The sequence below is a fragment of the Sphingomonas panacis genome, assembly GCF_001717955.1.
GTDB lineage: Bacteria > Pseudomonadota > Alphaproteobacteria > Sphingomonadales > Sphingomonadaceae > Sphingomonas > Sphingomonas panacis.
In genome coordinates this window covers 1292436-1317391 of record NZ_CP014168.1, presented here as the reverse complement: position 1 = coordinate 1317391, position 24956 = coordinate 1292436, and the positions used below count along the sequence as shown (strand labels likewise).

Below are 24956 nucleotides of genomic sequence, written 5' to 3'. Positions count from 1 at the left end.
TTTCGCGGGAGAACATTGTGGTGTCAGGCCACAGCTGCCTTAGGCGTCCGCCGCAACAAAGCCCGATCCTCCGGTCCGAACGCGAATTTCCACAGCACGAACAGATAGCTCGCCGCGATGGCGGGCTCGCCGAACACCAGCTCGGCCCACTCGTAGCGATGCGGCAGCGAGGTGAAGATCGTCCCCACCGCGATTGCCACCCCGGCTGCGAGCAGCAACTGCCAGCGCCAGCCGCGCACCGGCGCGCCGAGCATCCGCGCCAGCACGCTCGACTTGACGATCGACGACGTTCCCATCGCCAGCAACAGCGCCAGCGCCGGCCCCGCCGCCTGCCAGGTATCGGGCCACCCCGCCCAGCGCGCCGCGAAGATCAGCACGAAGCTCAATGCCACCTGCAAGCTCAGCGCCGCGATCGACAGCATCAGATTGAGGTGCCGCGCGATATAGACGAGCGCGCTTTCGCACACCGCGCCGGTCGACGCCGCCACCTCGGCGGTGAGCAGGAACGCCATCGCGGCGGTGCCCGCGACGAACTGCGGGCCGACCACACCCATCACCGCCTTGCCCGGAATCGACCCCATCAGCGCGAGGCCGGCCTGCGCCGCCATGATCCAGAAGCCGACCTGCCGAACCTGCTGCGCCACCGCCTTGCGGTCCCCTGCTGCGAGGCTGGTGGTGATGACCGGGCCGAGGATTGGATCGAAGCTGGTCTTCAACTTGCCCGGCAGCGAGGCGATCTGCACCGCCATGTAATAGATGCCGACGATCGCCGGCGCGAACATATAGCCGAGGATCGCGCGATCGACGTTGCGCGATCCCCATTCGATCGCATCGGCGCCGGCGAGCGGAATGTTGTGCCGCGCCAGCGCGACCAGCCGCCCCGGCTCGGGCCGCCAGCCATAAGGCATGCCATAGCTGCGCAGGAACGGGATCAGCGCCGCGGTCAGCGCGGCGAGCATCGACAGCATGTACGACAGGACCAGCCCGTCCTGCTTGGTGAAGAAGGAAAAGACAAACGCGGCGATGCTGATCGTCCACGGCTCGATGATCGCGCGCGCCGTCACCGAGGCGCCGACATTGCGGCGATAGGCGAGCGCGGCGAGCGTGATCTCGGTCCAGGCGGAGGCGAACACGACGAGCGGCAGATACTGTTCGAGCCGCCCCATCTCGCCGCTCGGGAACATGATCTGCGGGAACGCGAACAGCACCACGCTGGCGAACGCCGAGGCGACGAACGCCACCGCCAGCGCGTCCCACGCGACATGCGTGTGCGAGCGTTCGCCCGAATCGGAGAAGGCCTGCGCGAGGCCCCGCTTGAGACCGAGCGTGGCGAGCTGCGCGGCGAACTCGACCACCACCACCGCCAGCGCGAACCGCCCGACCAGATCGGGGCCATAGCTTCGCCCGGCGATGAACAGGAACGGCAACCTGGCGGCGAGCCGCAGCAGGAAGCCGAAGATGTTGGTCCGCCCGCCCTTGGCGAGCGCGTTGATGTCGTCGGGGGCACCTGCCGCCGACGGGATTACGTCACTCAATGCGCCGCGCCCCAGCTCGGCCCGACGCCGATCTCGACGCCGAGCGGCACCGACAACATCACCGCCGGTTCGGCGGCGCTCGCCATCACGCGCTCGATCACCGGCCGCGCCGCCGCCACGTCGCCTTCGGGCAGTTCGAACACGAGTTCGTCATGCACCTGCAGCAGCATGCGGACATGGCCCAGCCCGGCCTCGGCCAGCGCCGGCCCCATCCGCACCATCGCGCGCTTGATGATGTCCGCCGACGTGCCCTGGATCGGCGCGTTGATCGCGGCGCGTTCGGCGCCCTGCCGCTCGTGCTGGACCTTGGATGAGATGCGCGGGAAGTGCGTCTTCCGCCCGAACAAGGTGACGGTATAGCCGTTCTCGCGGACGAACTCGGTGGTCGCGGCGATATAGTTGCGGATGCCCGGGAAGCGCTCGAAATAGCGGTCGATCATCGCCTGCGCCTCGTCGGCGGTCACGTCGAGCCGCCCGGCCAGCCCCCAGCGCGAGATGCCGTAGAGGATCGCGAAGTTGATCGTTTTGGCGCGCCCCCGCGTATCGCGGTTGACCTCGCCGAACAGCTCCTGCGCGGTCAGGCTGTGGATGTCCGCGCCGCTCGCGAACGCCTCGCGCAACTGCGGCACGTCGGCCATGTGCGCGGCGAGGCGAAGCTCGATCTGCGAATAATCGGCAGCGAGGATGACGTTGCCCGCATCCGCCACGAACGCATCGCGAATCTGCCGGCCGATCTCGGTACGGATCGGGATGTTCTGGAGGTTCGGATCGGTCGAGGACAGTCGCCCGGTCTGCGCGCCGGTCAGGCTGTAGCTGGTGTGGACCCGTCCCGTCGCGGGGTTGATCTGCGCCTGGAGCGCATCGGTATAGGTCGATTTGAGCTTAGAGAGCTGGCGCCATTCGAGCACCTTGCCGGCGATCTCCACCCCGGGCGAATCGCGGTCGGCGGCAATCCGCTCAAGCTCGTTGACGTCGGTCGAATAGACCCCCGACTTGCCCTTGCGCCCGCCCTTGATGCCCATCCGCTCGAACAGCACATCACCCAGTTGCTTGGGGCTGCCGATCGTGAACGGCCCGCCGGCGAGCGCGTGGATCTCGGTTTCGAGGCCTGCGATCTGCGTGGAGAATGCCGTCGATAGCCCGGCGAGCTTCTCGCGATCGACCTTGATGCCGTGTCGCTCCATCTGCGCCACCACCGGCACCAGCGGACGATCGACCATCTCGTAGACGCGCGTCACCTGCTCGGCGGCGAGGCGCGGCTTGAAGCGCCGCCACAGCCGCAGCGTCACATCGGCATCCTCGGCGGCGTAGCGAGTCGCGGCGTCGAGATCGATTTCGTTGAACTGGCGCTGGCTCTTGCCCACGCCGACCACGTCCTTGAACGCGATGCAGCTATGCGAAAGATGCGTCGCGGCAAGCTCGTCCATGCCGTGGCCGTGCAGCCCGGCGTCGAGATCGAAGCTCATCAGGATCGTGTCGTCGAACGGCGCGACATCGATGCCGAGCCGGCCCAATACGATCATATCGTATTTGAGATTATGCCCGATCTTGAGCACCGCCGGGTCTTCGAGCAGCGGCTTGAGCTTCGCCAGCGCGACAGCGGTGTCGATCTGCGGCGGCGTCTCGGCGAACAGCCCGGTGCCGCCGTGGCCGAGCGGCACGTAGCAGGCGCGGTTGGGCTGAAGCGCGAGGCTGATCCCGACCAGCTCGGCGCGAGTCGCGTCGATGCCGGTGGTCTCGGTATCGACCGCGATCCAGCCCTGATGCCGCGCGCTCTCGATCCATCCGTCGAGCGCGGCCTCGTCCACCACCGTCTCATACCCGTCGTGTTCGCAGGGCGGATCTTCCTCCTGCGGCACGCTGGTCGGCGCCGCGACCGGCGCATCGGCGACCGCGCTCAGCTTGGCGAGCAGCGACTTGAAGCCGTGATGTTCGAGGAAGACGCGCAAGGGTGCATCGGGAATGCCCTGAAGCGCGAGATCGTCGAGCGGCTCGGGCAATGGCGCGTCGCATTTGAGCGTGACGAGAACCTTGGACAGCCGCGCATTGTCGGCCTGCGCGATCAGATTGTCGCGCAGCTTGCCTTTTTTCATCCCCTCGGCGGCGGCGAGCACGCCTTCGAGATCGCCATGTTCGAGGATCAGCTTGGACGCGGTCTTCGGCCCGACGCCGGTGACGCCCGGCACGTTATCGACGCTGTCGCCCATCAGCGCGAGCACGTCGCCGAGCTTGTCGGGGCCGACGCCGAACTTTTCGAAGACATGATCCGGCCCGAGCCGCCGGTTGTTCATCGTATCGTACATGTCGACCGACGGATCGGTCATCAACTGCATCAGATCCTTGTCCGAAGACACGATCGTCACCTGCCACCCTTGGGCGAGCGCGGCCTTGGTGTAGCCGGCGATGATGTCGTCCGCCTCCAGACCTTCCTCCTCGATGCACGGCAGCGAGAAGGCGCGCGTCGCGTCGCGGATCATCGGAAATTGGGGGACGAGATCCTCGGGCGGCGGCGGCCGGTGCGCCTTGTACTGATCGTACAGATCGTTGCGGAACGTCTTAGAGGATTTGTCGAGGATGACCGCCATGTGAGTCGGGCCATCGGCCTTGTGGAGTTCGTCGGCGAGCTTCCACAGCATCGTCGTATAGCCATAGACCGCACCCACCGGCTCGCCATGCTTGTTGGTGAGCGGCGGGAGGCGATGATAGGCGCGGAAGATATAGCCCGAGCCGTCGACAAGATAGAGATGAGGCATTGCGGGGCGGGAATAGCCCAGCGCGGGAAACAGCACAAAGGCTTAGAATCGCGAGCGCCGCGCCTGTGGCTTTGGGATCACGCATACGGCGCAGAGCGAAAGCGCGGGCCTGCGCCCGCCCCTCTTCCGCGCGAACTCTTAAGGATCGGTTGACCCCTCGCCGCTATGGCTGCGCCATGCCTTACGCCAAACTCTTCCGCAGCCGCTGGGCCGCCCTGCTCTGGGCCGGCGGCATCCTGTGGAGCGCGGCCGAGTTCGTCGGCGCATCCCCCGGCAAGCCGGCGGTCGCGGCCAATGCGACGACCGAGACCGACGCGACCGGCGCAAGCGTGGACGCCAACGATCTCGCCATCCTCGCCAACGCCCTGCACGAATAGGCGCGCCGCGACGTGAAGCTCAGCGCCCCTTCGGCTTGACCGGCGGGCGCGGGCGGCGCGTCTCGACGGTGGGCGGGCCGGATTTGGCGCGCGAACGCGGTGGCGGCGTCGGGCTGCGCGGCGCGGGCGGCGGCGGCGCCCCCCGGCTCGGCGCGACGGTATAGCCTTCCTTGAGCAGCCGCGAGAACGCGTCGCGCACGCTGGCGGCGATCGCCGCCTGCACCTCGGCCGGCAGATCGGCGAGCGTGGTGTTGGCGTGGACCGCGTTGAGGTCACGCAACAGGGCGTTAGGCAGCCCGCCCGAAGCCTTTTTGAGCGCCATGAACGCATCCAGCGTCGTCGCGACGAGGATATCCTGCATCAGATCGGTTGCGGACTTTGCCATTCGCGCCCCAAGCCACGGGCGGCGATTTCGCGCAAGCCTAAAGGCCGGGTCGCGTACCGAAATTCCTATCCGTTCGTGCTGAGCTTGTCGAAGCCTGTCCTGAGCGGCTGGCTTGCCAGCCAGCCGAAGGGCACGTGCCGCAGACGCAGCGCTCTTGGCACGCACTTCGACAAGCTCAGTGCGAACGGGGGTATGGGGCCAGAGTCGATTAAATGACGTATTCGACCGTCTTCACCTGCTCGGTCGCCGCTGCGGTCGCCGCGCGCTTCTCGGCGATCTCGCGGTTGAGGCGGGCGATCGTGCGGCTCCCGGTCGTTTTGAAGGCGCAGGGCAGCACACCGTGGATCAGCGCGGCGATGCCACCCGCGATCATCGTCACCCCGAACCGCGTCGCCACGCCGAAATGCTCGCGATAGCTCTCGCCGACGGAGGCCGGGTGGTCGAGGAACAGGCGGCGGAACATGGCGGTCTCCTTGTCTCCGCTCAGGCGGGAGAAACGTCCTTGCGGGCGATGTGCGTCAGCATGTCGGCGGCGAGCTGGCTCAGCGTGTCGTCGCGTGCGCCCATCACGACGATGCGGTCGCCGGGCCGCGCCTCCGCCACCAGCGCGGCGGCGGCATCGGCGCGGTCGGCGATATGGCGCGCGCGCCCGCCGATATCGGCAATCAGATCGGCGCTCGTCACTGCGCGCGTCACCGTGCCACCCTGATAGACCGGATCAGGCAGCACGAGCAGATCGTCCGGCGCGAGTTTCTCACGGAACATCGCGACCAGTTCGTGCCGCATCACCTTGAGCGGGCCGTAGCCGTGCGGCTGGAACAGCACCAGCAACCGCCCCGCAAAGGCATGGAGCGTGTCGAGCGTCGCGGCGATCTTGTCGGGATTGTGCCCGAAATCGTCAATCACCGACACGCCGCCGGCCTCGCCGACCAGCTCGAAGCGGCGCTTGAGCCCGACGAACCCCTCGATCGCCTCGATCGCCTCGGCGAGCGGCACCCCCGCCGCGCGCGCCGCGCCGATCGCGGCGAGTGCGTTTGAGACATTGTGCCGCCCCGGCACCGCAAGGCGCACCGGATGCCGCACCCCGCCCGCGACCAGATCGAACGAACAGGCGAATGGCTCGGGCGCGAGATTCTCCGCGACCAGATCGGCCACGCCCTCCACCGCGAAGGTGATCGGCGGCGTGGCGAGCGATTTGGCCAGCGCCGCCGTCTCGGCATCGCCGATGTTGAGGATCACCGTCTCGGCGCCGCGCGCGAAATCGCCGAACAACGTGCGCAATTCCTCGATCGATTTGTGATCGAGGCTGACGTTGTTGAGCACCGCGATTCGGGGCCGGTAGAGCGCGATCGAGCCGTCGCTCTCGTCGACCTCGCTGACGAAGGCGTCTCCGCCGCCGACCAGCGCGCTCGCGAACGGGGCTTGCGGCGCCACGAAATTCTTCATCACCGCGCCGTTCATCACCGTCGGGTCGCGGCGGCACGCGTGCAGAATCCAGCCGATCATGCCGGTGACGGTCGATTTGCCGCTGGTCCCGGCGACGCCGATCGGAAGCGTACTCGCGTTGAACAGGTCGGCGAGCAATTGCGCACGGCTCAGCCGCTGCGCGCCGACCGAGTCCGCCGCGACGATATCCGCGACGGTCGATTCGATCGCGGCCGAGGCGACGACGATCTGTTCGGGCGAGGTGATGCCGCTGCCGTCCTGCGCAAACAGATCGATGCCGAGCGCGCGGAGTGCCGCGAACTTGGCGGGCAACCGCGCCTGATCGAGCGCGCGGTCCGACCCCGACACGCGCTGCCCCCGCCCGGCGAGGATCATCGCAAGCGGCATCATCCCGCTGCCGCCGATACCGACGAAGAAGTAGGGCTTGGTGGAGTGCATGGCATCACGCTATCGGGATTTTAGCGGGCCGGAGCAACCTCGACCGTTCGTGTCGAGCGCAGTCGAGACACCATGCGCCGCGCTTGCCCCTCGACTACGCTCGGGGCGAACGGAAGGTAGTGATGAAAATTGCAGTCTGCGCGCCCGCGCGCCCGATCGATCCGATCGTCGAACCCCGCGTGAAGGCGCTCGCGGCGATCACCTTCCCCGAGGTCGAGATCGTCTTCCACCCGCAATGCTTCGTCGAGGACGGCCATTTCGCCGGCAGCGACGCGGTGCGCGCCGCCGCTTTCCTCGAATTCGCCAACGATCCCGCCTTCGACGCGATCTGGTTCGCACGCGGCGGCTATGGCTCGAACCGCATCCTCCATAGTGTGATGCCGCAGCTCGCCCCGGCGGCTGCGCACAAACAGTATCTCGGCTATTCGGACATGGGCTTCCTGCTCGCCGCGCTCTACGCCCGGCGGATCGGCCGCCCCGCACACGGCCCGATGCCCTCCGAGGTGAGCCGCAAGGACGATCAGGCGCATGACGTGATGCGCTCGCTCGCCTGGCTGGTGCGCGGTGATCGCGCCGGCCTCGAACCGAGCCTCGACGGCCGCCCCGCCGCCGCCTTCAATCTCTCGATCCTGAGTGCGCTGATCGGCACGCCCTGGCTGCCCGACCTCACCGATCATGTGCTGATGATCGAGGAAGTCTCCGAACCGCTCTACCGGATCGACCGCATGCTCTCGCAGATCGCCCACGCGACTCAGTTGAAGGGCATCGCCGGCATCCGGCTCGGCCGCGTCACCGACGTGCAGCCCAACGTGCCCGAGTTCGGCGAAACGCCCGAGCAGATGATCGCGCGCTGGTGCGGCGAGATGGGCGTGCCCTATCTCGGCCGCGCCGACATCGCGCATGACGCTGACAACAAGGTGGTGCCGTTCGGGGTCGTCTAAACCGTTGGATGGCGAGTCGCTCAAACCTTGCCTATATAGCCCAAGCCCGCATAAGCGGCGCCTTCCTGTCCCTAGACCAAGCGAACCCTGCATGTCCGATATGTTCCGCATCACGCTGCCCGACGGTTCCGTCCGTGAGGTAGCCCCGGGGACCACCCCGGCGGACATCGCCGCGGCGATCGGGCCGGGTCTCGCCAAGGCCGCGATCGGCGCGCGCGTCGACGGCGAGCTGCGCGACATCACGCGCCCGTTCGAGCAGGATTCGCAGCTCGCGCTGGTGACGACGCGCGACGAGGCCGACGCGCTCGAACTGGCGCGCCACGATTACGCGCACATCCTCGCCGAAGCCGTGCAGCAGCTCTTCCCCGGCACGCAGATCACCTTCGGCCCGTCCACCGACGACGGCTTCTATTACGATTTCGCGCCGAAAGACCGCCCCTTCACCGAAGAAGACCTGCCCGCCATCGAAGAGGCGATGCGCGCCATCATCCGCGCCGACAAGCCTCTGAAGCGCGAAGTGTGGGAGCGCGAGGCGCTGATCGCGCGCTGGCGCGAACAGGGCGAGACGTTCAAGGCCGAATGGGCCGCCGAACTCCCGGGTGACGAGCCGCTGACGGTCTATTGGTCGGGCGGCGACTGGCTCGACATGTGCCGCGGCCCCCACCTCGCCTCGACGGGCAAGCTCGATCCCGACGCGTTCAAGCTGACTCGCGTCTCGGGCGCATACTGGCGCGGCGACCAGAACAACGCGATGCTGAGCCGCATCTACGGCACCGGCTGGCTCAACAAGAAGCAGCTTGCCGAGCATCTCACGCGGCTGGAGGAAGCCGCCAAGCGCGACCACCGCCGCATCGGCCAGGACATGGACCTGTTCCACCTCCAGAGCGAGGCGCAGGGCTCGGTGTTCTGGCATCCCAAGGGCTTCGTGCTGTGGCGTGCGCTCGAGGCGTACATGCGCCGCCGGCTCGACGCCGCCGGCTATGCCGAGGTCAAGACGCCGCAGTTGATGGACGCGCGCCAGTGGGAGCAGTCGGGCCATTGGGGCAAGTACCGCGAGAACATGTTCGTGGTGCCCGACGAAATCCCCAACGCCGAGGAGGAAGGCCCGATCCTGTCGGGCAAGGCCGATCTGATGGCGTTGAAGCCGATGAACTGCCCGGCGCACGTGCTGATCTTCCGCCAGGGCATCAAATCCTACCGCGACCTGCCGATCCGAATGGCCGAATTCGGCTGCTGCCACCGCAACGAGCCGCACGGCGCGCTCCACGGCATCATGCGCGTTCGCCAGTTCACCCAGGACGACGCGCATATCTTCGTGCGCGAGGACCAGTTGATCGCCGAGGTGCGCAGCTTCTGCGAGCTGCTCGACAGCGTGTACCGCGATCTCGGCTTCGAGGATTATGCGGTCAAGCTCGCGCTTCGCCCCGACAAGCGCTTCGGCGACGATGCGATGTGGGACAAGGCCGAGCAGGAACTGCGCGAGGCGGTGCTGCAATCGGACCTGAGCCATGCGATCAAGGCGAAGTTCGAGGAACTGCCCGGCGAAGGCGCGTTCTACGCCCCCAAGCTCGAATTCCACCTCACCGACGCGATTGGGCGGACCTGGCAGGTCGGCACGATCCAGTCGGACCGCGTGCTGCCCGAACGGCTCGACGCGAGCTATGTCGGTGACGACGGCGAGCGCCATCGCCCGGTGATGCTCCACCGCGCGATCCTCGGCACGTTCGAGCGCTTCATCGGCATCCTCATCGAACACCACGCCGGCCGCTTCCCGCTCTGGCTCGCGCCGGTGCAGGCGGTGGTGGCGACGATCGTGTCGGACGCGGACGGCTATGCGACCGAGGTCGCGCGCAAGCTCAAGGCCGCGGGGCTTCGCGTCGAGACCGATCTGCGCAACGAGAAGATCAACTACAAGGTGCGCGAACACAGCCTCGCGAAGGTGCCCAACCTCTTGGTGGTCGGCAAGCGCGAGGCCGAAGAAGGTACGGTCGCGCTACGCCCGCTCGGAGAAGGCGCGCGGCAGGAGGTGCTGAGGCTCGACGACGTGATCGCCCGGCTGACGGCGGAGGCGACCCCGCCCGACCTGCGCTGATCCGAGGCCGATTACAGCTCCGTTCGAAGGGCGTGCCACAAGCGTGACGCTCCGGGCATGTGCTTTCGGCACGAACGGAGCGACGGGAGTCAGCCCGTCGTCTCGGTCAGCTCGGCGATCTCGAACCGATAGCTGCGCCAGCCGCGCTGCGCGGCGGCCTCCCTGGTCGCCGCGCGCTTGCCGGTCGCTTCCCGGAGCGACTTGGCGTGCCCCCAGAACACCTCGGTCCGGCCGTTTTCGAGCTCGGCGACGATTCGCCAATAATGCGTGAACGGCGTTGCCGTCGGCCCGATCGTCTTCACATAGCCGTCGGGCATCGTCGCGGTGAGGTAGCGCTTCTTTGCCATGACGCTGGAATACGCCGGCCGGCGGCGCGTGAGGATCTCTTTTTCGATCACCCTGTTTGGCGCCACCCGCGCCCATGCTAAACCGCCGACATGACCGAAACCATGCTTCAGCGCGTCACGCGCACGCTTCAAGAGCTCTCCTCGGCAACGGGACGTCCCGAGGCCACGCGCGATGCGGCGGTGGCGCTCCTGAACGCCATGCGCGAGCCCGGCGCGGGCATGGCCGAGGCTGGCGCCGAACTCGTGCCCGGCGACGAGCCGGCGATCCATGCCGAGGTCGCGACCGATGTCTGGCGCGCGATGATCGACGAAGCGCTCAACGGCGATTTCGCCGAGCACCCCGCGCTTGCGGCGGAAGAGGATGCGACCCGGCCGGAGCCGAGACACTCGCACGACGAACGGGATGACTGGACGCTGTAACCGCCGGGGCGGATCGCCGAACGGCGGCGAATGCTATGGTTCGGAAGGCCGCTGGATGCCCCGTGAGGATTCGAACCTCAATTAACGGAGTCAGAGTCCGTAGTCTTACCTTTAGACGACGGGGCAACGCGCGGACTGGCCCCTTAGGTGGCACGCGCGGGGCTGTCAACCGATCGCGTCACCGGCTTGCCGCATCCGCCTGCCTGCGGTAGCGTGCCATCCAAGCACCGGGCGCGGGCCATTCCGGCACGTCGCAACGGCAGATGGTTAGAGAGTGAGTTGACGGCATGGGGGATCAGTCGCCCAGAATGCCGCATCGGCGGGAGCAGTCTCCCGCCCGTCCGGCTCCGAAGGAGGCGCGTTCGCAATGGCCCGGGACGCGCCATTATGCCGCGCTCGATCTCGGCACCAACAATTGCCGGCTGCTGATCGTGCGGCCGCAGGGCACCGGTTTCGCGGTGATCGATGCGTTTTCGCGAATCGTGCGGCTCGGCGAAGGGCTCGCCTCGTCGGGGCGGCTCAGCGACGCCGCGATCGAGCGTACCGTCGCCGCGCTGCGGATCTGTTCGGACAAATTGCGCCGCCGCAACGTGACGCTGTCGCGCGCGGTCGCGACGGAGGCGTGCCGGCGTGCCGCCAACGGCGCCGATTTCATCGCGCGCGCCTATGCCGAAACCGGCATCCACCTCGACATCATCACCGCCGAGGAGGAGGCGCGGCTGGCCGTGCTCGGCTGCCATGCGCTGATCGAACCCGGCGACGGGCCGGCGCTGGTGTTCGATATCGGCGGCGGCTCGACCGAACTCGTGCTGGTCGATACGCGCGGCCCCAACCCGGTGGTGCTCGATTGGCACAGCGCGCCGTGGGGCGTCGTCTCGCTGACCGAGAGCCTCGGCCACGGGGATGGTGCCGACGGCCGCCTCGCCGCCTATGCGCGGATGCGCGCGGCGGTGGCGGAGAGCTTCGCCGGCTTCGCGCGCCGCCTGCCCCGCGTCGATCGGCCCCGGCTGCTCGGCACCAGCGGCACGGTGACGACGCTCGCCAGCGTCCATCTCGAACTCTCGCATTATGACCGCGCCGCGGTCGACGGGCTGATCGTGCCCGCCGCGTCGATGCGCAGGATCAGCCGCGACCTCTCGCGGATGAGCCTCGCCGAGCGCGCGCAACTGCCGTGCATCGGCAACGAACGTGCCGATCTGGTCGTGGCGGGCTGCGCAATCCTCGAAACCATCCTCGACCTCTGGCCTGCGGAGCGACTCGGCGTGGCCGATCGCGGCATCCGCGAAGGCATCCTCCGCCGCCTCATGAACGGACCAGTCTTTTGAGCCACTTCCGATGAGCCGCGATGGCGGCGGCCTGCGTACCCGCGTCAAAACCGCGCGCAAGCGCACCGCGCAATCGACGCGCTGGCTCGAACGCCAGCTCAACGATCCGTATGTGAAGCGCGCCAAGGCGGAAGGCTTTCGCAGCCGCGCCGCGTACAAGCTGAGCGAACTCGACGAGCGGTTCGGTTTCCTGAAAGGCGTGCGCCGCGTCGTCGATCTCGGCGTCGCGCCGGGCGGCTGGGCGCAGGTGGTGCGGCGGCAGACCCCCAAGGCGAGCGTGGTCGGCATCGATCTGCTGCCGGTCGATCCGATCGACGGCGTCATCCTGCTGCAAATGGATTTCATGGACGATGCCGCGCCCGACCGGCTGATCGCGGAACTGGGCGGCGCGCCCGATCTCGTCCTGTCGGACATGGCCGCCAACACCGTCGGCCACCCGCAGACCGACGCGCTGCGCACGATGGCGCTGGTCGAGGCGGCGGTGGCCTTCGCGGTCGATGTGCTCGAACCCGGCGGCGGCTTCATCGGCAAGGTGTTCGCGGGCGGCGCCGATTCGGCGCTGGTCGCGGAGCTGAAGCGCAACTTCACCAGCGTCAAACACGCCAAGCCCCCGGCGAGCCGCAAGGGATCGTCCGAATGGTATGTGGTGGCGCAAGGCTTCAAGGGGCGGGTGACGGCGGAGACGGAGTAGGCTCCCTCCCTCTCCCAGCGGGAGAGGGAGGGAGCCGACGCAGTCGGCGGAAGGGTGAGGGCGACGGGGATTGCGCCGCGCGGTGGGAGGGGCATTTGGGCCAGCGCCACCGTCATTGCGTTTCGCCGGTGTCGCTCCTTTGGCATCACGGGCACTATGGATATGTCAGGCTGCCTCACATCCAAAGGCCGCCGGCGACCCCGGGACGGTTCAGCGGAATCTCAGCGGGACCTTCGCTGAAGGGCGATCTGCGCTAGGGGGCCGTCGCTGCCGGCGGGACGACACCCGCGAGCGGCGCGGAGCCGGTCGCCTGAGGTGACGGAGTGGCACTTGCGACCGGGGTATCGCCAGGCGTGGGCGCCGAGAGCGGCATGGTGCCGAGCGTAACCGGGGCATTGCCGTCCAGCGTCGCGACCGGAGCCGGCGTTGCCACTGCGATGGGGGTATCGATGGTTCTTACAACCGGCGGCGGGGCCGGCTCATAATAATCGCGCCAGGCGTCGAAAGCCGCGTAGAAATCGACGAACGGCTTGTCGAGCCGCAGCAGGGCCTTCCGGGCGAAGGCTGGCAGATCGGCATCCGCAACCTGACCGACCTGCGCGATCTCCCCGCGCGCCACCGCGCAAAAGGCCGCCCGCATCGTCGGCTGACTGTAGAAATTGTAGATCCGCGTCTGGTTGTTGTCGTAAACCCGCTCCCAGTCCCACCAGCCGGTGGCTTGCCATTCGTGACGATAGGCCTGAAGGTAATGATCGAGCACGGCGGCATGCGTCGTGAGCCATGCGTTATAAGGTTCGACGATTCCGCCGCCCGCGTGATCGCAACCGAGCGCAGCGACATTCAGGGCATTGCGCAGATGCCACACTGCGGCCTGATCGGTGTTGGCGATGTTGGGCGTGACGTACGTGCCGTCCGCCAGTTTGTGCGGAATCTTCATGCCGATATAGCCACCCGCCGGCATCTGCGGAGGGGGTGGCGGCACCGTCGCGACAACCGGCGGTGGCTTCACCGGCGGCGTGGCGCAGCCGGCCATGCCCAGAACCCATCCGGCCAGCACGCCCCGGCCAAGGATCGCACGCAATGTCATCGTCTCGCCCATATGTTCCGTCGCCGCGCGCCTAGTCCGTGCCGGATGAACGCGGCAAGAACGGCCGGCAAGGGCGTTGGCGACTCGTAACCGTGGGCAGGCATATTGCGAGTCGTCGTGCCGTCCTATCACCATGAGGGAATGGCATCTAATTCCCGTTCGCCATTCGCCAATACTACCGTTGAACCTGTCCTACATGCGGGGCCAATGGCATAATCCCGCGCACGCTCTTTGAAACCGTCAGCGCCACCCAAGCCCGCTCCGTTTCGCCACGCGCAACGGGCGCGCCCGCCTGCCCGTTCGCCCCAAAAGTGACACGCCCCGCACCGCGCTTCCGATGGACAACCTTAGCCATCTTCCGCCAAGCGCTCAGGCCCTTTCCAGCGCATTGATCGCCGCATGCACCAGCGCCTCGGCCTCCTTGCGCGGCAGGCCCGGCGGGATCGCTTCGCCGAAGCGGATCGTCACCACGCCGGGGCGCTTCGGGCCATGCCGAGGCCACACGACCCCGCTGTCGAGTGCGACCGGCACCACCGGCAGCTTGAGCATCTGGTATAGGCCGGCGAACCCAGCCTTGAGCGGCGGCTGCTCGCCCGGCGCGACGCGGGTGCCTTCGGGGAAGATCACGATCGAGCGGCCAGCGTCGAGCGCCACCTTCGCCTCGCGCAGCATCCGCCTGAGCGCGCCCGCCGATGCCTCGCGATCGACCACGATCACGCCGTAGCGCCGCGCCGCCCAGCCCCACACCGGGATGTCGGCGAGTTCCTGCTTCATCACGATCGCCGGGCGGTTGAGGATTCGGCTGAGTTCGAGCGTCTCGTACATCGACTGGTGCTTGGCGGCGTACAGCGCGGGCGTGGCGAGGTGGGGATCGCCCTCGACGCGCGTCTCGATGCCGAGCAGCGCGCGCGCCGCCCAGCGATGGAACCCGATCCAGCCGCGCGCGAAGCCGAGCAACGCGCCCTGCCCGAACAGCGCCGCCACCGGCGACATCAGCACGAACGGCACCGATCCGCCGTAGAACACGATGGCGAACGCCAGATTCCGCAAACCGATCACGCGCCCACTCCCAGCGTCAGCGCCACCCACCGCACGATCAGCTTGTTGTATTCGGCGAGCAGCGTCAGGAAGCGCGGCTTGCTCGCCACGCCGTCGCCATAGACGATGATGTCGTCGCCGGTGGCATGGACCAGTTCGAGCCGCGCACGCGGCAGGTGCCAGTTCGAGGTCACCAGCCGCACCGTACGATAGCCATGCTCGTGCAGCCACTGCGACGTCTCGTCGGCGTTGGAGCGCGTATCGACCGCCTCGTGGCCGAGATCGACGCAGCACGCCATCAGCGATGCGGGCACGCGATATTCGACCGCGAGCTCGATCGGCCGTACCTCGGGCGCGACCCCGGTCACCAGCAGCCGCTTGGCGGCGTGGCGCTGGAGCAACGCCAGACCGCGATCGATCCGCCCGGCGCCCCCGGTCGGCACGACGATCGCATCGGTACGGCGGTCGTCGAGCGGCCCCGGCATCGCCAGCAGGAACACGCCGAAGCCGCCGCCCCACAGCAGCGCCAGCGCGGCGGCGAGCTTGCGGATCATCGCTCCGTCACCCCAGCGCAAGCTGGGGTCTCCTGGTGATAGCGAGCGCCCGTGCCGCGAGAGACCCCAGCTTGCGCTGGGGTGACGAGAGAGGAGAAGGTGACGGCCATCACAGGATCTTCCTCAGCGCGCCCAGCACCGCGTAGCGCGCCGCGACCGTGGCGAGCAGCGCGAACGCGAACGGCAGCATCGCGAGCAGCGCCCAGTCGCGCTGGCCGAGCGAGAGGCCGTCGAGCAGGTCCGATCCCAAGGTGGCGAGCCGTGCGCCCATCGCCGCCGTCACCACCACCGCCAGCACCGTGCCGACCGCGCCGCCCAGCAACGTGTCGAGCGCGATGCGGCGCTGGAACAGCCGCGCGATCTGCATGTCGGTCGATCCGAGCATGTGCATCACCTCGATCGTCTCGCGGTGAGTCTCCAGGCTGGCGCGCGCGGCGAGGATCACCACCGCAGCGGTCGCCCCCGCGATCAGCGCGACCAGCCCGGCCGTCAGCCAGGTGACGAGCCGCATGAAGCTGCTCACCGGCGACATCCAGCTCTCGTGCCGGTCGACCCGCGCCGAGGGCGCGGCGCGCGTCACCGCCGCCGAAACCGCCGCCACCGAAGCGGCGCTGCCCGAGGCGAGATCGACGTCGATCATCGCGGGGATCGGCAGGTCGGGATCGGCGCCGTCCGCCCCCAGCCACGGCCGCAACAGCGCCGCGAGCCGGTCGCGATCGACCTCGACCGCGTCGCGCACTCCCGGCGCGCTGCGCAACGCGGCGAGCGCGGCGGTCGTCTGTGCAGCGCGCGCCGGCGCGGACGGTTCGACGATCTGCACGGTCAGCCGCCCGACCAGTTGCCGGTCGAGCAACGTCGTCGCCGCCAGCGTGGCGAGGCCGAGGGCGGCGGCGAGCGCGGTCAGGAACAGCATGATCGCCATGATCCACATCATCGCGCGCGTGCCGCGCCGCTCGTCGAGCAGCCGGCGATCGGCGGCGGCGGTGATGAAGCCGATGTTCATGCCGCCTCGCCGGGCGGGGGAAAGCGCAACGATCCGGTCGGATCGAGCAACCGCCCCTTGTCGAGCCGCATCATATGCGCGTCGGGAATGCGCCCGAGCAGATGGAAATCGTGAGTCGCGACGACGACGGTGGTGCCGAGCCGGTTGAGCGAATCGAACAGATGCAGCAGCCGCTCGGCCATGTCGGGATCGACGTTGCCGGTCGGCTCGTCGGCGACGAGGATCTCGGGCCGGCCGATCACCGCGCGCGCGATCGCGACGCGCTGCTGCTCGCCGCCCGACAGCGTCGGCGGCTTGGCGTCGATGCGCTGGTCGAGCCCGACCCACGCCAGCATCTCGCGCACCGGCGCGTCGATGTCGCTCTCCGCCACCCCGGAGACGCGCAACGGCAGCGCGATATTGTCATAGGCGGAGAGGTGCGGCACCAGCCGGAAGTCCTGAAACACCACGCCGATCCGCCGGCGAAAACCGGGCAGGCGCGCGCGCGGCAGCGTCACCGCATCCTCCCCGAACAGCCGGATGCCGCCGCGCGTCGGGCGTTGCGCGAGGTACAGCAATTTGAGCAGCGAGGTCTTGCCGGCGCCGCTGGTGCCGGTGAGGAAATAGAAGGCGCCGCTCGACAACGTGAAGCTCACGTCGGACAAGGTCTCCGTGCCCGTGCCGTAGCGCAGGCCGACATTCTCGAACTGGACGATGTTCGCCATTGATCCCGGCGCTTGCCGCTCGCTTCCTTGCCGTGCCCCAACGCAAGCCCATCGCACGATCGGGCGCGATGCTTCAAGCCGCGCGACTCGAAAGACTTGCCACCGCGCGCGCCGGATGCTTAGATTCGGGGCGGGGCTGCAGGTGGCCGCTGCCTCGGACTGCGTATCATGATCCTTGAATGTCCTGATTGCCGAACCCGTTACCTCGTCCCCGATACCGCGATCGGTGTGGATGGACGCACGGTGCGGTGCGCGAGTTGCCGGCATAGCTGGTTTCAGCCCGGCGTCGAGATTGCCGAGGAGGAAGCGCCCGAACCGGCCGCAAGCGCTCCAGAACCCGTCGCAGCCGCGCCCGCCGCGCCCGAGCCCGAAACCACGCCCGAAGCGCCGCGCGTCTACGAGGACGCCAGCTACACCGGCCGGATCGATCCGTTCGCACATCAGCCGCCGTTCAAGCCGCGCCGCAACCCCGCGCGGCGCTGGACGCTGGCCGCGATCGCGGCCGGGCTGGTGATGCTGATCGCGGCGGGCATCGTGCTCTATTCGGGCGCGCCGGGGCTGGCCGCGCAACTCGGGCTTACGCTCAGCCCGCGCGACACCCCGCTCAGGATCGTCAGCAAGCCGATCGACCATCACGATCTCGACAATGGCAGCGAGATTTTCGCGATCAGCGGCACCGTGCTCAACCCCACCGACTTACGCCAGCAGGTGCCCGACATCCGCGCCGATCTGCGCGACGAACACGGCCGGCTCGTCTATAGCTGGACGATCCGCCCCGACGCGATGATGCTCGCGCCGCACGGCCAGGTTGGCTTCAACAGCGCCAAGCTCGACGTGCCGGTCAACGCCAAGAAGCTGGTGCTGAGCTTCTCGGGCGAGGACCGTAACTGAAATCGCTATATTAGTGATTGCCAGCCCGGATTCGCTTTGCTAGTGGCGCTCGCCTGCCAGCCACCGGGGTCTCCCGGTGTATCACGTGCGGTCGTGGCGGAACTGGTAGACGCGCAACGTTGAGGTCGTTGTGGCCGAAAGGCCGTGGAAGTTCGAGTCTTCTCGACCGCACCACTCTCCCGGATCAGCGGGTGCTCACGGGCACCCGCTGCCGGAGCAGAGGACTTTCCCCGGGCAACTCACCAATCTGGACGCATCGTTCGCCGAAATCGTGCGAGGTTTTGCCGCCACACCTTTCGCACGCGCGCGAAATCGCCTATATAGACGGGTCTGAAACTTCAGGAGCAATACCCATACGTCCTCCCATGATCCGGCGCCCGCAGGGCGCGCCGATGCCGATGAACGGCCCGCGCTTCAATGAATTCATCCAGTCGCCCAAGGTCCGCGTGATCGATCAGGACGGCGAGAATCTGGGTGTGATGTACACGCGCGAGGCGTTCGAACAGGCACAGGCGGTCGGGCTCGACCTTGTCGAAGTGTCGCCCAACGCCGATCCGCCCGTCGCGAAGTTCCTCGACGTCGGCAAGTTCAAGTACGAGGCGCAGAAGAAGGCCAACCTCGCACGCAAGTCGCAGAAGACGCAGGAGATCAAGGAGATCAAAATGCGTCCGAACATCGACGATCATGATTATGATACGAAGATGAAGAAGATCATCGAGTTCATCGGTGAGGGCGACAAGGTCAAGGTGACGCTGCGCTTCCGTGGCCGCGAGCTTTCGCACGGCCAGCTCGGCATGCAGCTCCTCCAGCGCGTCCAGGCCGATGCCGCCGAGACCGCCAAGGTCGAAGCCTATCCGCGCATGGAAGGCCGTCAGATGCTGATGGTGCTTTCGCCGAAGTAAGACAGCGAATCGCCCGGCCGCGACTCGAGTCGCGCCGGGCGTTTACGGTGCGGTATTTGCTGCCGGGACGGCATTAGCGACTGCAATCGCCCGCCTCGTTCGTGCTGAGCGTGTCGAAGCCCGTAATCCCCGCCCGAGAGGCGAGGATAAGGCTATCGTCCGAGCGCACTCTTCAGTTCATCGATCCGCTTCGAGGCATCGGCCTTGGTCAGATCCTCGGGCGGCGGCGCTTCCTTGGCTTCCTCGCTGAGCGTGGTCAGGTAGCTCGCCTGCGCGCCGGTCATCGGTTCGTCGCCCGATACCCAATCCGCGGGGTCTTTCTCCGTATTCGATCCCGGATGCGCGTCGAGCTTGGGATTGTGCGGATGATCAGTCATGGCTTGCCTCGCTTGTTCGGTATATGTTCTCAACGCGAGGCTGCGCGCACGGTTCCCACGGCTACACGCCCAGCCATTCGAGCCCGTTCGGCAAATCGCTTGCGGCAAAATCGATCTGCAAAACCCGACGCCGCTTCGGCCGTATAGCGACCGCCGAGGCATGCACGATCGGCGTGGCGTAGAGCCAGACGTCGCCCGCCTCGGCGAGACACGCGACGCTGCCCTGATCGCGGACGATCGCCGCGATCTCATCCTCCGCGATCCGACCCAGCCGATGCGAGCCGGGCACGACGAGCAACGGCGCGTTGGTCGCCGGCACCGCGTCGAGATGCACGCGAATCGTCAGCATTCCCGCCAGCAACTCGGCTGGCGGTGCGACGTGGAGCATGCCCTGCTTGACCGACCACGGACCATAGCCCGGCGTTTCGATCCGCTCACGCACGGCGATGACGCGGTCCTGATGCCAGCCGAGCGCCCAATTCGTGTCGGCAGTCTTGTCGAACAGGATGGCGCGGACCGGGCGAGCAAACGGCCCGAGGCGGGTATTGGCGATGGCGCCGAGCGGAGAGTCGGGCGCGAGCAGGGCTGTGAGCGCCGGGATGCCGTGCAGGCGGGTGCCGGCACGTTCTGATGGTTGGGTGGCGGCCAGCGCCAGCAGGTCGGAGAGGATCGCGAGAGCGGCGCGGCCGAGACGTTCCGCGCCGTGGGGTTCGAGGGTCAGGGCGTCAGCGGTCAGCATGATCGTGTGATCGCAGGCCAGCGACGCGGGAGTGAATCCCGCGTCGTCGGTCGCGGCTTTGGCCGCGCCGGCCGGTCGAAGCGTTGCGCGCTTGCTTCGCTTGCGCGCACCGGATCGGAGCTTCGCTCCGATCCTACAGCTTCTCCGTCAGCTCCGGCACGATCTTGAACAGATCGCCAACCAGCCCGATGTCGGCGACCTGGAAGATCGGCGCGTCTTCGTCCTTGTTGATCGCGATGATCGTCTTCGAATCCTTCATCCCGGCGAGATGCTGGATCGCCCCGGAAATCCCGATCGCGATGTACACTTCGGGCGCGACGATCTTGCCGGTCTGGCCGACCTGATAGTCGTTGGGGACATAGCCCGCATCGACCGCCGCGCGGCTCGCGCCGACGCCGGCGCCGAGCTTGTCGGCGAGCGGCTCGATCAGCGCGTGGAAGTTCTCGCCATTCTGCAAAGCACGCCCACCCGAGACGATGATCTTCGCCGAGGTGAGTTCGGGCCGCTCCGACGTGGCGATCTCGCTGCCGACATAGCTCGACACGCCGGCATCGGCCGCGCCGGACACCGGCTCGATCGCCGCCGAACCGCCCTCGGTCGCCGCCTTCTCGAACGCGGTGCCACGCACCGAGATCACCTTCTTGGCGTCTTTCGACTGCACCGTCGCGATTGCATTGCCGGCGTAGATCGGGCGCGTGAACGTATCCGCGCTCTCGACGCTGAGGATGTCGGATATCTGCATCACATCGAGCAGTGCCGCGACGCGCGGCGCGATGTTCTTGCCGTTGGTGGTGGCGGGCACCAGGAACGCGTCATGGTCCGCCATCAGCGTCACGACGAGCGGCGCGACGTTCTCGGCCAGCGCGTGCGCGAGCGCGGCGTCGTCGGCGACCAGCACCTTCGATACACCGGCGATCTTTGCGGCGGCTTCGGCGGCGGCGCTCACGCCGCTGCCGGCGACCAGCAGCACGACGTCACCGAGCTTCGCCGCAGCGGTGACGGTGGACAGCGTCGCGTCCTTGACGCTCGCGCCATCATGTTCGACCCAAACCAGAACGCTCATTTCGCGACTCCCATCGCCTTCAGCTTGCCGACCAGTTCATCGACATCGGCGACCTTGATCCCGGCCGAGCGCTTGGCCGGCTCGACCACCTTGAGCGTGGTCAGACGCGGCGAAACATCGACGCCGAAATCGGCGGCGGTCTTGGTCGCAAGCGGCTTGGACTTCGCCTTCATGATGTTGGGCAGCGAGGCGTAGCGCGGCTCGTTCAGGCGCAAATCGGTCGTCACGATCGCCGGCAGCTTGAGCTTCTCGGTCTCCGCACCGCCATCGACTTCGCGCGTGACGGTGACGAAATCGCCCTCGACCTCGACCTTCGAGGCGAACGTACCTTGCCCCCAGCCGGTCAGTGCGGCGAGCATCTGGCCGGTCTGGTTGTTGTCGTCGTCGATCGCCTGCTTGCCGAGGATGACCAGACCGGGCTGCTCCTCGTCGGCGATCGCCTTGAGCAGCTTGGCAACGCCAAGCGGCTCGACCTTGGTGTCGGAGGTGACGAGGATCGCACGGTCAGCACCCATCGCCAGCGCGGTGCGCAGCGTGTCCTGCGATTTGGGTTCGCCGATCGAGACCACGACGATCTCGGTGACCACGCCCTTTTCCTTGAGGCGGATCGCCTCTTCGACGGCGATCTCGTCGAACGGGTTCATGCTCATTTTGACGTTGGCGAGGTCGATCCCCGTCCCGTCGGCTTTCACCCGTGGCTTAACATTGTAATCAAGCACCCGCTTGACCGGCACCAGCACCTTCATGCGGCAGTCCTCTCACGTTCCTTGCGCGACACGGCGCTTCAACGAGACTGCCGTGCGCGATGCGGCGGCCGGTTGGCAATTGTAAAGTTGCAAACCGGCCACCGCTACCTTTGCAAACCGCTTATGCGGCCTTCTGAACCTCGGCGACGATCTTTTTCGCGGCATCGCCGAGATCGTTCGCCGGAACGATCGCGAGGCCCGAATTGGCGAGGATGTCCTTGCCCTGCTGGACGTTGGTGCCCTCGAGGCGGACGACCAGTGGCACCGACAGGTTCACTTCCTTCGCCGCGGCGACGATGCCCTCGGCGATGATGTCGCACTTCATGATGCCGCCGAAGATGTTGACGAGGATGCCCTTCACGTTCGGATCGGCGAGGATGATCTTGAACGCCGCCGTCACCTTCGCCTTGTTGGCGCCGCCGCCGACATCGAGGAAGTTGGCGGGGAACATGCCGTTCAGCTTGATGATGTCCATCGTCGCCATCGCCAGGCCGGCGCCATTGACCATGCAGCCGATGTCGCCGTCGAGCTTGATATAGGCAAGGTCGTACTTCGACGCTTCGAGCTCGGCGGGATCTTCCTCGCTCTCGTCGCGCAGTTCCATCAGATCCTTGTGGCGGAACATCGCATTGCCGTCGAAGGCGACCTTGGCGTCGAGCACGAGCAACTGGCCCTGCTTGGTGACCGCGAGCGGATTGATCTCGATCTGCTCGGCATCGGTGCCTAGGAAAGCGTCATACAGCTTCGACGCGGTTGACGCCGCCTGCTTGGCGAGATCGCCGGTCAGGCCGAGCGCCGCCGCGACCGAACGGCCGTGATGCGGCATGAAGCCGGTCGCCGCGTCGATGTCGATCGCGTGGATCTTCTCGGGCGTGTCGTGCGCAACGGTTTCGATGTCCATGCCGCCCTCGGTCGAGACGACCATCGAGACTCGGCCGGTCGCGCGGTTGACGAGCAGCGCGAGGTAGAATTCCTTCTCGATGTCGGCGCCGTCGGTCACGTACAGGCGGTTGACCTGCTTGCCATGCTCGCCGGTCTGGATCGTCACCAGCGTGTTGCCGAGCATGTCGGTCGCCGCCGCGCGGACTTCCTCTTCGCTCCAGGCGAGGCGGACGCCGCCCTTGGCCTCGGGCGGCAGTTCCTTGAACTTGCCCTTGCCGCGGCCACCGGCGTGGATCTGCGATTTCACGACGTAGAGCGGCCCGGGCAGCTTCTTGGAAACCTCGACGGCTTCCTCGACGGTCATCGCCGCGTAGCCCGCAGGCACCGGCACGCCATATTTCGCGAGCAGTTCCTTGGCCTGATATTCGTGAATATTCATGGAGCGCGCCTTTCGACTTGCGGACAGTTCGCTCGCCTAAAGCACAGCGGCCCGCGCGAATCCACCCCCGCAGCGCAGCACGGGCACGCGACCATCGAATCCTTAACGCTCTTGCGAGACGTTATCGCGCAAGCCCGCTCGCACACAGCGCCGCCGCGGTCGCAGTGACATCGACGATTTTGGGGTCGTTGAGCGAACGCAGTTCGCGGATCAATTCGCCGACGCCGCGCGCGCGGCGCGCCTTGCCGATCTCGCCGAGCCGCCGCAACTGGGCCAGCGAGAGCCGGTCGGTCATGCGCGTCGCCATACAGCCCGCGATCGGCTGCGGCACGCCCGCGCCCACCAGCCCGGCGCGCACCCGCTGTTCAGGCGAGGAGCAGCCGGCAAGCGCGGCAATCAGCAGCAGCGGGATCAGGCGTCGCGTCTTGGCCATCGCGGCGCTATAGCGTCCCGCATGGCCTGGACCAACGCCCTTCTGCTCTTCGTCGCAACCGTCGCCGGCATGGAGCTGTTCGCCTATGCCGCGCACCGCTGGGTGATGCACGGCCCCGGCTGGTTCCTCCATGCCAGCCACCACCGCGAACGCCACGGCCGGTTCGAGCTGAACGATCTCTATGCCGCGATCTTCGCGGTGCCGTCGTTCGTGCTGCTGCTCGGCGGCGTGCAACTCGGCTGGTGGCCGGGCTTCACCTGGATCGGCGCAGGGATCGCCGCCTATGGCGCGATCTATTTCGGCTTTCACGACGTGATCGTCCACGCCCGCGTGCCGCACCGCTACGTGCCGCGATCGACCTATATGAAGCGGATCGTGCAGGCGCACCGGCTTCACCATGTCGTCGAGACCAAGCATGGCACGGTGAGCTTCGGCTTTCTCTATGCGCCCAAGCCCGAGGCGCTCAAGGCCGAGCTCAAGCGCCGCGCGCGCGCCGGCGTGCGGGCGCCCGCTTCGCGGTGAGCGAATCGGCGGTGTTCTACGCGCTGGCGGTGCCGGCGGTGATCCTGCTCGGCCTGTCCAAAGGCGGGTTCGCCGGCATGGGCGCATTGTCGCTGCCGATCCTCGCGATGGTGGTGTCGCCGGTGCGCGCGGCGGCGATCCTGCTGCCGATCCTGATCGTGCAGGACGTGGTGAGCGTGTGGGCGTTCCGCCGCGACTGGGACGGCTTCGTTCTGGCGTGGATGCTGCCCGGCGCGGTGATCGGCATCGCGCTCGCGTATCTGTTCGCCGCGCATGTCGACCCCGACGCGGTGCTCGGGCTGGTCGGCGCGATCTCGATCGTGTTCGGGCTGTACCGGCTGTGGCTGGAGCGGCGCGGCGGCGACGTACCGGCGGCAAGATCGCCCGGCTGGGTGGGGACGCTCGCGGGAATCGCGTCGGGCTTCACCAGCCAGATCGCGCACGCGGGCCAGCCGCCATTCCAGCTCTGGGTGCTGCCGCGCCGGCTGCCGCGCGACGTGCTGGTCGGCACCACCGCGATCTTCTTCGCGGCGACCAACTGGCTCAAGGTGCCGGCCTATTGGGCGCTCGGCCAGTTCACGCACGCGAACCTCACCACGGCGGCGCTGCTGATGCCGGTCGCGATTGCCTCGACCGTCGCGGGCGTGTGGCTGGTCCGGCGCGTGTCGCCGCAGCGCTTCTACGGCGCGATCTACGTGCTGATGATCGTGGTGGGGGTGAAACTGGTGTGGGACGCGGTGGTTTAGGCATCCCGAACCGCCTGCCCCCGTTCGCACTGAGCTTGTCGAAGTGCGTGCCCCAAACGCTGCGCATCTGGCACGTGCTT

27 protein-coding genes and 2 tRNA genes are annotated in these 24956 nt (G+C 67.5%); 11 read left to right on the top strand and 18 right to left on the bottom strand.

The annotated features are described in order from the left end of the window. Nucleotides 1-23: 23 nt before the first annotated feature. A complete protein-coding gene (locus J0A91_RS05885) occupies nt 24-1535 on the bottom strand; it encodes a lipopolysaccharide biosynthesis protein (RefSeq protein ID WP_206364994.1) in 1512 nt (503 codons plus the stop codon). Next, entirely contained in the window at nt 1532-4288 is a 2757-nt protein-coding gene (gene polA, locus J0A91_RS05880; RefSeq protein ID WP_069204129.1) for a DNA polymerase I, read from the bottom strand. Before polA ends, J0A91_RS05885 begins: the two co-directional genes overlap by 4 nt. A 176-nt stretch (nt 4289-4464) precedes the next feature. Here polA and J0A91_RS05875 point away from each other — a divergent pair, with 176 nt between their 5' ends. Continuing rightward, on the top strand, nt 4465-4665 hold the full coding sequence (locus J0A91_RS05875) for a hypothetical protein (protein WP_069204128.1): 201 nt from the start codon (nt 4465-4467) through the stop codon (nt 4663-4665). Between the two features lie 19 nt (nt 4666-4684). Here the strand turns inward: J0A91_RS05875 and J0A91_RS05870 are convergent, their stop codons facing one another. From J0A91_RS05870 to J0A91_RS05860, 3 genes are all read right to left on the bottom strand, one after another. Further along, nucleotides 4685-5050, bottom strand: a complete 366-nt coding sequence (locus J0A91_RS05870) for a hypothetical protein (RefSeq protein ID WP_069204127.1) — start codon at nt 5048-5050, stop codon at nt 4685-4687. Between the two features lie 208 nt (nt 5051-5258). Next, a complete protein-coding gene (locus tag J0A91_RS05865; RefSeq protein ID WP_069204126.1) occupies nt 5259-5513 on the bottom strand; it encodes a DUF6356 family protein in 255 nt (84 codons plus the stop codon). 20 nt (nt 5514-5533) lie between these two features. Beyond that, nucleotides 5534-6934 carry a glutamate ligase domain-containing protein gene (locus tag J0A91_RS05860; RefSeq protein ID WP_069204125.1) on the bottom strand — a complete coding sequence of 467 codons (1401 nt, stop codon included), beginning with the start codon at nt 6932-6934 and terminating at the stop codon, nt 5534-5536. A 122-nt stretch (nt 6935-7056) separates the two neighbouring features. Between J0A91_RS05860 and J0A91_RS05855 the strand changes: the two genes are divergently transcribed. Together J0A91_RS05855 and thrS are read left to right on the top strand one after the other, a co-directional pair. Next, nucleotides 7057-7875: an LD-carboxypeptidase gene (locus tag J0A91_RS05855; RefSeq protein ID WP_069204124.1), complete on the top strand. Its 819-nt coding sequence runs from the start codon at nt 7057-7059 to the stop codon at nt 7873-7875. 91 nt (nt 7876-7966) lie between these two features. Then, a complete protein-coding gene (gene thrS / locus J0A91_RS05850) occupies nt 7967-9967 on the top strand; it encodes a threonine--tRNA ligase (protein ID WP_069204123.1) in 2001 nt (666 codons plus the stop codon). Between the two features lie 89 nt (nt 9968-10056). On the opposite strand, the gene J0A91_RS05845 is transcribed toward thrS, so the two are convergent. Next, nucleotides 10057-10314: a hypothetical protein gene (locus J0A91_RS05845; RefSeq protein WP_069207077.1), complete on the bottom strand. Its 258-nt coding sequence runs from the start codon at nt 10312-10314 to the stop codon at nt 10057-10059. Nucleotides 10315-10404: 90 nt separating this feature from the next. Between J0A91_RS05845 and J0A91_RS05840 the strand changes: the two genes are divergently transcribed. Next, nucleotides 10405-10734: a hypothetical protein gene (locus tag J0A91_RS05840; protein ID WP_069204122.1), complete on the top strand. Its 330-nt coding sequence runs from the start codon at nt 10405-10407 to the stop codon at nt 10732-10734. A 52-nt stretch (nt 10735-10786) separates the two neighbouring features. Here the strand turns inward: J0A91_RS05840 and J0A91_RS05835 are convergent. Beyond that, nucleotides 10787-10860, bottom strand: a tRNA-Gln gene (locus tag J0A91_RS05835). Nucleotides 10861-11042: 182 nt separating this feature from the next. On the opposite strand from J0A91_RS05835, the gene J0A91_RS05830 reads away from it, so the two are divergent. Together J0A91_RS05830 and J0A91_RS05825 are read left to right on the top strand one after the other, a co-directional pair. After that, nucleotides 11043-12059 carry a Ppx/GppA phosphatase family protein gene (locus J0A91_RS05830; protein WP_069204121.1) on the top strand — a complete coding sequence of 339 codons (1017 nt, stop codon included), beginning with the start codon at nt 11043-11045 and terminating at the stop codon, nt 12057-12059. Nucleotides 12060-12069: 10 nt separating this feature from the next. Then, nucleotides 12070-12750, top strand: coding sequence for an RlmE family RNA methyltransferase (locus J0A91_RS05825; RefSeq protein WP_069204120.1), 681 nt, complete (start codon nt 12070-12072; stop codon nt 12748-12750). Between the two features lie 253 nt (nt 12751-13003). On the opposite strand, the gene J0A91_RS05820 is transcribed toward J0A91_RS05825, so the two are convergent. The 5 genes from J0A91_RS05820 to ftsE form a co-directional block, all read right to left on the bottom strand. Next, nucleotides 13004-13837 (bottom strand): hypothetical protein, encoded by an 834-nt coding sequence (locus J0A91_RS05820; RefSeq protein ID WP_150126835.1) that lies wholly within the window; start codon nt 13835-13837, stop codon nt 13004-13006. Nucleotides 13838-14206: 369 nt separating this feature from the next. Beyond that, nucleotides 14207-14896: a lysophospholipid acyltransferase family protein gene (locus tag J0A91_RS05815; protein ID WP_069204118.1), complete on the bottom strand. Its 690-nt coding sequence runs from the start codon at nt 14894-14896 to the stop codon at nt 14207-14209. Continuing rightward, complete coding sequence (locus tag J0A91_RS05810; RefSeq protein WP_069204117.1) at nt 14893-15429, bottom strand: YdcF family protein; 537 nt, start codon at nt 15427-15429, stop codon at nt 14893-14895. Before J0A91_RS05810 ends, J0A91_RS05815 begins: the two co-directional genes overlap by 4 nt. Nucleotides 15430-15538: 109 nt before the next feature. Next, nucleotides 15539-16432 carry a cell division protein FtsX gene (locus J0A91_RS05805; RefSeq protein WP_069204116.1) on the bottom strand — a complete coding sequence of 298 codons (894 nt, stop codon included), beginning with the start codon at nt 16430-16432 and terminating at the stop codon, nt 15539-15541. Next, nucleotides 16429-17136, bottom strand: coding sequence for a cell division ATP-binding protein FtsE (gene ftsE / locus J0A91_RS05800; protein ID WP_069204115.1), 708 nt, complete (start codon nt 17134-17136; stop codon nt 16429-16431). Before ftsE ends, J0A91_RS05805 begins: the two co-directional genes overlap by 4 nt. 168 nt (nt 17137-17304) lie before the next feature. On the opposite strand from ftsE, the gene J0A91_RS05795 reads away from it, so the two are divergent. From J0A91_RS05795 to infC, 3 genes are all read left to right on the top strand, one after another. Further along, entirely contained in the window at nt 17305-18027 is a 723-nt protein-coding gene (locus tag J0A91_RS05795; protein WP_069204114.1) for an MJ0042-type zinc finger domain-containing protein, read from the top strand. A gap of 87 nt (nt 18028-18114) precedes the next feature. After that, nucleotides 18115-18201: transfer RNA gene (locus J0A91_RS05790), tRNA-Leu, on the top strand. A gap of 191 nt (nt 18202-18392) precedes the next feature. Then, nucleotides 18393-18929 (top strand): translation initiation factor IF-3, encoded by a 537-nt coding sequence (gene infC, locus J0A91_RS05785; RefSeq protein ID WP_069204113.1) that lies wholly within the window; start codon nt 18393-18395, stop codon nt 18927-18929. A 152-nt stretch (nt 18930-19081) separates the two neighbouring features. Here the strand turns inward: infC and J0A91_RS05780 are convergent, their stop codons facing one another. The 6 genes from J0A91_RS05780 to J0A91_RS05755 all read right to left on the bottom strand — a co-directional run bounded on the left by J0A91_RS05780 (nt 19082) and on the right by J0A91_RS05755 (nt 23608). After that, nucleotides 19082-19306, bottom strand: a complete 225-nt coding sequence (locus J0A91_RS05780; RefSeq protein ID WP_069204112.1) for a DUF3072 domain-containing protein — start codon at nt 19304-19306, stop codon at nt 19082-19084. Between the two features lie 61 nt (nt 19307-19367). Continuing rightward, nucleotides 19368-20045 (bottom strand): phytanoyl-CoA dioxygenase family protein, encoded by a 678-nt coding sequence (locus tag J0A91_RS05775; protein ID WP_069204111.1) that lies wholly within the window; start codon nt 20043-20045, stop codon nt 19368-19370. 133 nt (nt 20046-20178) lie between these two features. Next, the gene (locus tag J0A91_RS05770) at nt 20179-21108 is read right to left on the bottom strand and encodes an electron transfer flavoprotein subunit alpha/FixB family protein (RefSeq protein WP_069204110.1); all 930 of its coding nucleotides are present in this window, start codon (nt 21106-21108) and stop codon (nt 20179-20181) included. Beyond that, the gene (locus J0A91_RS05765) at nt 21105-21854 is read right to left on the bottom strand and encodes an electron transfer flavoprotein subunit beta/FixA family protein (protein ID WP_069204109.1); all 750 of its coding nucleotides are present in this window, start codon (nt 21852-21854) and stop codon (nt 21105-21107) included. Before J0A91_RS05765 ends, J0A91_RS05770 begins: the two co-directional genes overlap by 4 nt. A gap of 121 nt (nt 21855-21975) precedes the next feature. Continuing rightward, the gene (gene sucC, locus J0A91_RS05760) at nt 21976-23175 is read right to left on the bottom strand and encodes an ADP-forming succinate--CoA ligase subunit beta (RefSeq protein WP_069204108.1); all 1200 of its coding nucleotides are present in this window, start codon (nt 23173-23175) and stop codon (nt 21976-21978) included. A 121-nt stretch (nt 23176-23296) separates the two neighbouring features. Further along, nucleotides 23297-23608 carry a hypothetical protein gene (locus J0A91_RS05755; protein ID WP_069204107.1) on the bottom strand — a complete coding sequence of 104 codons (312 nt, stop codon included), beginning with the start codon at nt 23606-23608 and terminating at the stop codon, nt 23297-23299. Nucleotides 23609-23629: 21 nt separating this feature from the next. Here J0A91_RS05755 and J0A91_RS05750 point away from each other — a divergent pair, with 21 nt between their 5' ends. After that, nucleotides 23630-24130 (top strand): sterol desaturase family protein, encoded by a 501-nt coding sequence (locus J0A91_RS05750; protein WP_069204106.1) that lies wholly within the window; start codon nt 23630-23632, stop codon nt 24128-24130. Continuing rightward, nucleotides 24127-24876 carry a sulfite exporter TauE/SafE family protein gene (locus tag J0A91_RS05745; RefSeq protein WP_069204105.1) on the top strand — a complete coding sequence of 250 codons (750 nt, stop codon included), beginning with the start codon at nt 24127-24129 and terminating at the stop codon, nt 24874-24876. Before J0A91_RS05750 ends, J0A91_RS05745 begins: the two co-directional genes overlap by 4 nt. Nucleotides 24877-24956 lie beyond the last annotated feature (80 nt).

Bases quoted from the DNA above. Each gene is read 5' to 3' on its own strand.
- polA (WP_069204129.1), bottom strand. From the start codon at position 4,288: ATGCCTCATCTCTATCTTGTCGACGGCTCGGGCTATATCTTCCGCGCC.
- J0A91_RS05875 (WP_069204128.1), top strand. From the start codon at position 4,465: ATGCCTTACGCCAAACTCTTCCGCAGCCGCTGGGCCGCCCTGCTCTGG.
- J0A91_RS05870 (WP_069204127.1), bottom strand. From the start codon at position 5,050: ATGGCAAAGTCCGCAACCGATCTGATGCAGGATATCCTCGTCGCGACG.
- J0A91_RS05865 (WP_069204126.1), bottom strand. From the start codon at position 5,513: ATGTTCCGCCGCCTGTTCCTCGACCACCCGGCCTCCGTCGGCGAGAGC.
- J0A91_RS05860 (WP_069204125.1), bottom strand. From the start codon at position 6,934: ATGCACTCCACCAAGCCCTACTTCTTCGTCGGTATCGGCGGCAGCGGG.
- J0A91_RS05855 (WP_069204124.1), top strand. From the start codon at position 7,057: ATGAAAATTGCAGTCTGCGCGCCCGCGCGCCCGATCGATCCGATCGTC.
- thrS (WP_069204123.1), top strand. From the start codon at position 7,967: ATGTCCGATATGTTCCGCATCACGCTGCCCGACGGTTCCGTCCGTGAG.
- J0A91_RS05845 (WP_069207077.1), bottom strand. From the start codon at position 10,314: ATGGCAAAGAAGCGCTACCTCACCGCGACGATGCCCGACGGCTATGTG.
- J0A91_RS05840 (WP_069204122.1), top strand. From the start codon at position 10,405: ATGACCGAAACCATGCTTCAGCGCGTCACGCGCACGCTTCAAGAGCTC.
- J0A91_RS05830 (WP_069204121.1), top strand. From the start codon at position 11,043: ATGCCGCATCGGCGGGAGCAGTCTCCCGCCCGTCCGGCTCCGAAGGAG.
- J0A91_RS05825 (WP_069204120.1), top strand. From the start codon at position 12,070: ATGAGCCGCGATGGCGGCGGCCTGCGTACCCGCGTCAAAACCGCGCGC.
- J0A91_RS05820 (WP_150126835.1), bottom strand. From the start codon at position 13,837: ATGACATTGCGTGCGATCCTTGGCCGGGGCGTGCTGGCCGGATGGGTT.
- J0A91_RS05810 (WP_069204117.1), bottom strand. From the start codon at position 15,429: ATGATCCGCAAGCTCGCCGCCGCGCTGGCGCTGCTGTGGGGCGGCGGC.
- J0A91_RS05805 (WP_069204116.1), bottom strand. From the start codon at position 16,432: ATGAACATCGGCTTCATCACCGCCGCCGCCGATCGCCGGCTGCTCGAC.
- ftsE (WP_069204115.1), bottom strand. From the start codon at position 17,136: ATGGCGAACATCGTCCAGTTCGAGAATGTCGGCCTGCGCTACGGCACG.
- J0A91_RS05795 (WP_069204114.1), top strand. From the start codon at position 17,305: ATGATCCTTGAATGTCCTGATTGCCGAACCCGTTACCTCGTCCCCGAT.
- infC (WP_069204113.1), top strand. From the start codon at position 18,393: ATGATCCGGCGCCCGCAGGGCGCGCCGATGCCGATGAACGGCCCGCGC.
- J0A91_RS05780 (WP_069204112.1), bottom strand. From the start codon at position 19,306: ATGACTGATCATCCGCACAATCCCAAGCTCGACGCGCATCCGGGATCG.
- J0A91_RS05775 (WP_069204111.1), bottom strand. From the start codon at position 20,045: ATGCTGACCGCTGACGCCCTGACCCTCGAACCCCACGGCGCGGAACGT.
- J0A91_RS05770 (WP_069204110.1), bottom strand. From the start codon at position 21,108: ATGAGCGTTCTGGTTTGGGTCGAACATGATGGCGCGAGCGTCAAGGAC.
- J0A91_RS05765 (WP_069204109.1), bottom strand. From the start codon at position 21,854: ATGAAGGTGCTGGTGCCGGTCAAGCGGGTGCTTGATTACAATGTTAAG.
- sucC (WP_069204108.1), bottom strand. From the start codon at position 23,175: ATGAATATTCACGAATATCAGGCCAAGGAACTGCTCGCGAAATATGGC.
- J0A91_RS05755 (WP_069204107.1), bottom strand. From the start codon at position 23,608: ATGGCCAAGACGCGACGCCTGATCCCGCTGCTGCTGATTGCCGCGCTT.
- J0A91_RS05750 (WP_069204106.1), top strand. From the start codon at position 23,630: ATGGCCTGGACCAACGCCCTTCTGCTCTTCGTCGCAACCGTCGCCGGC.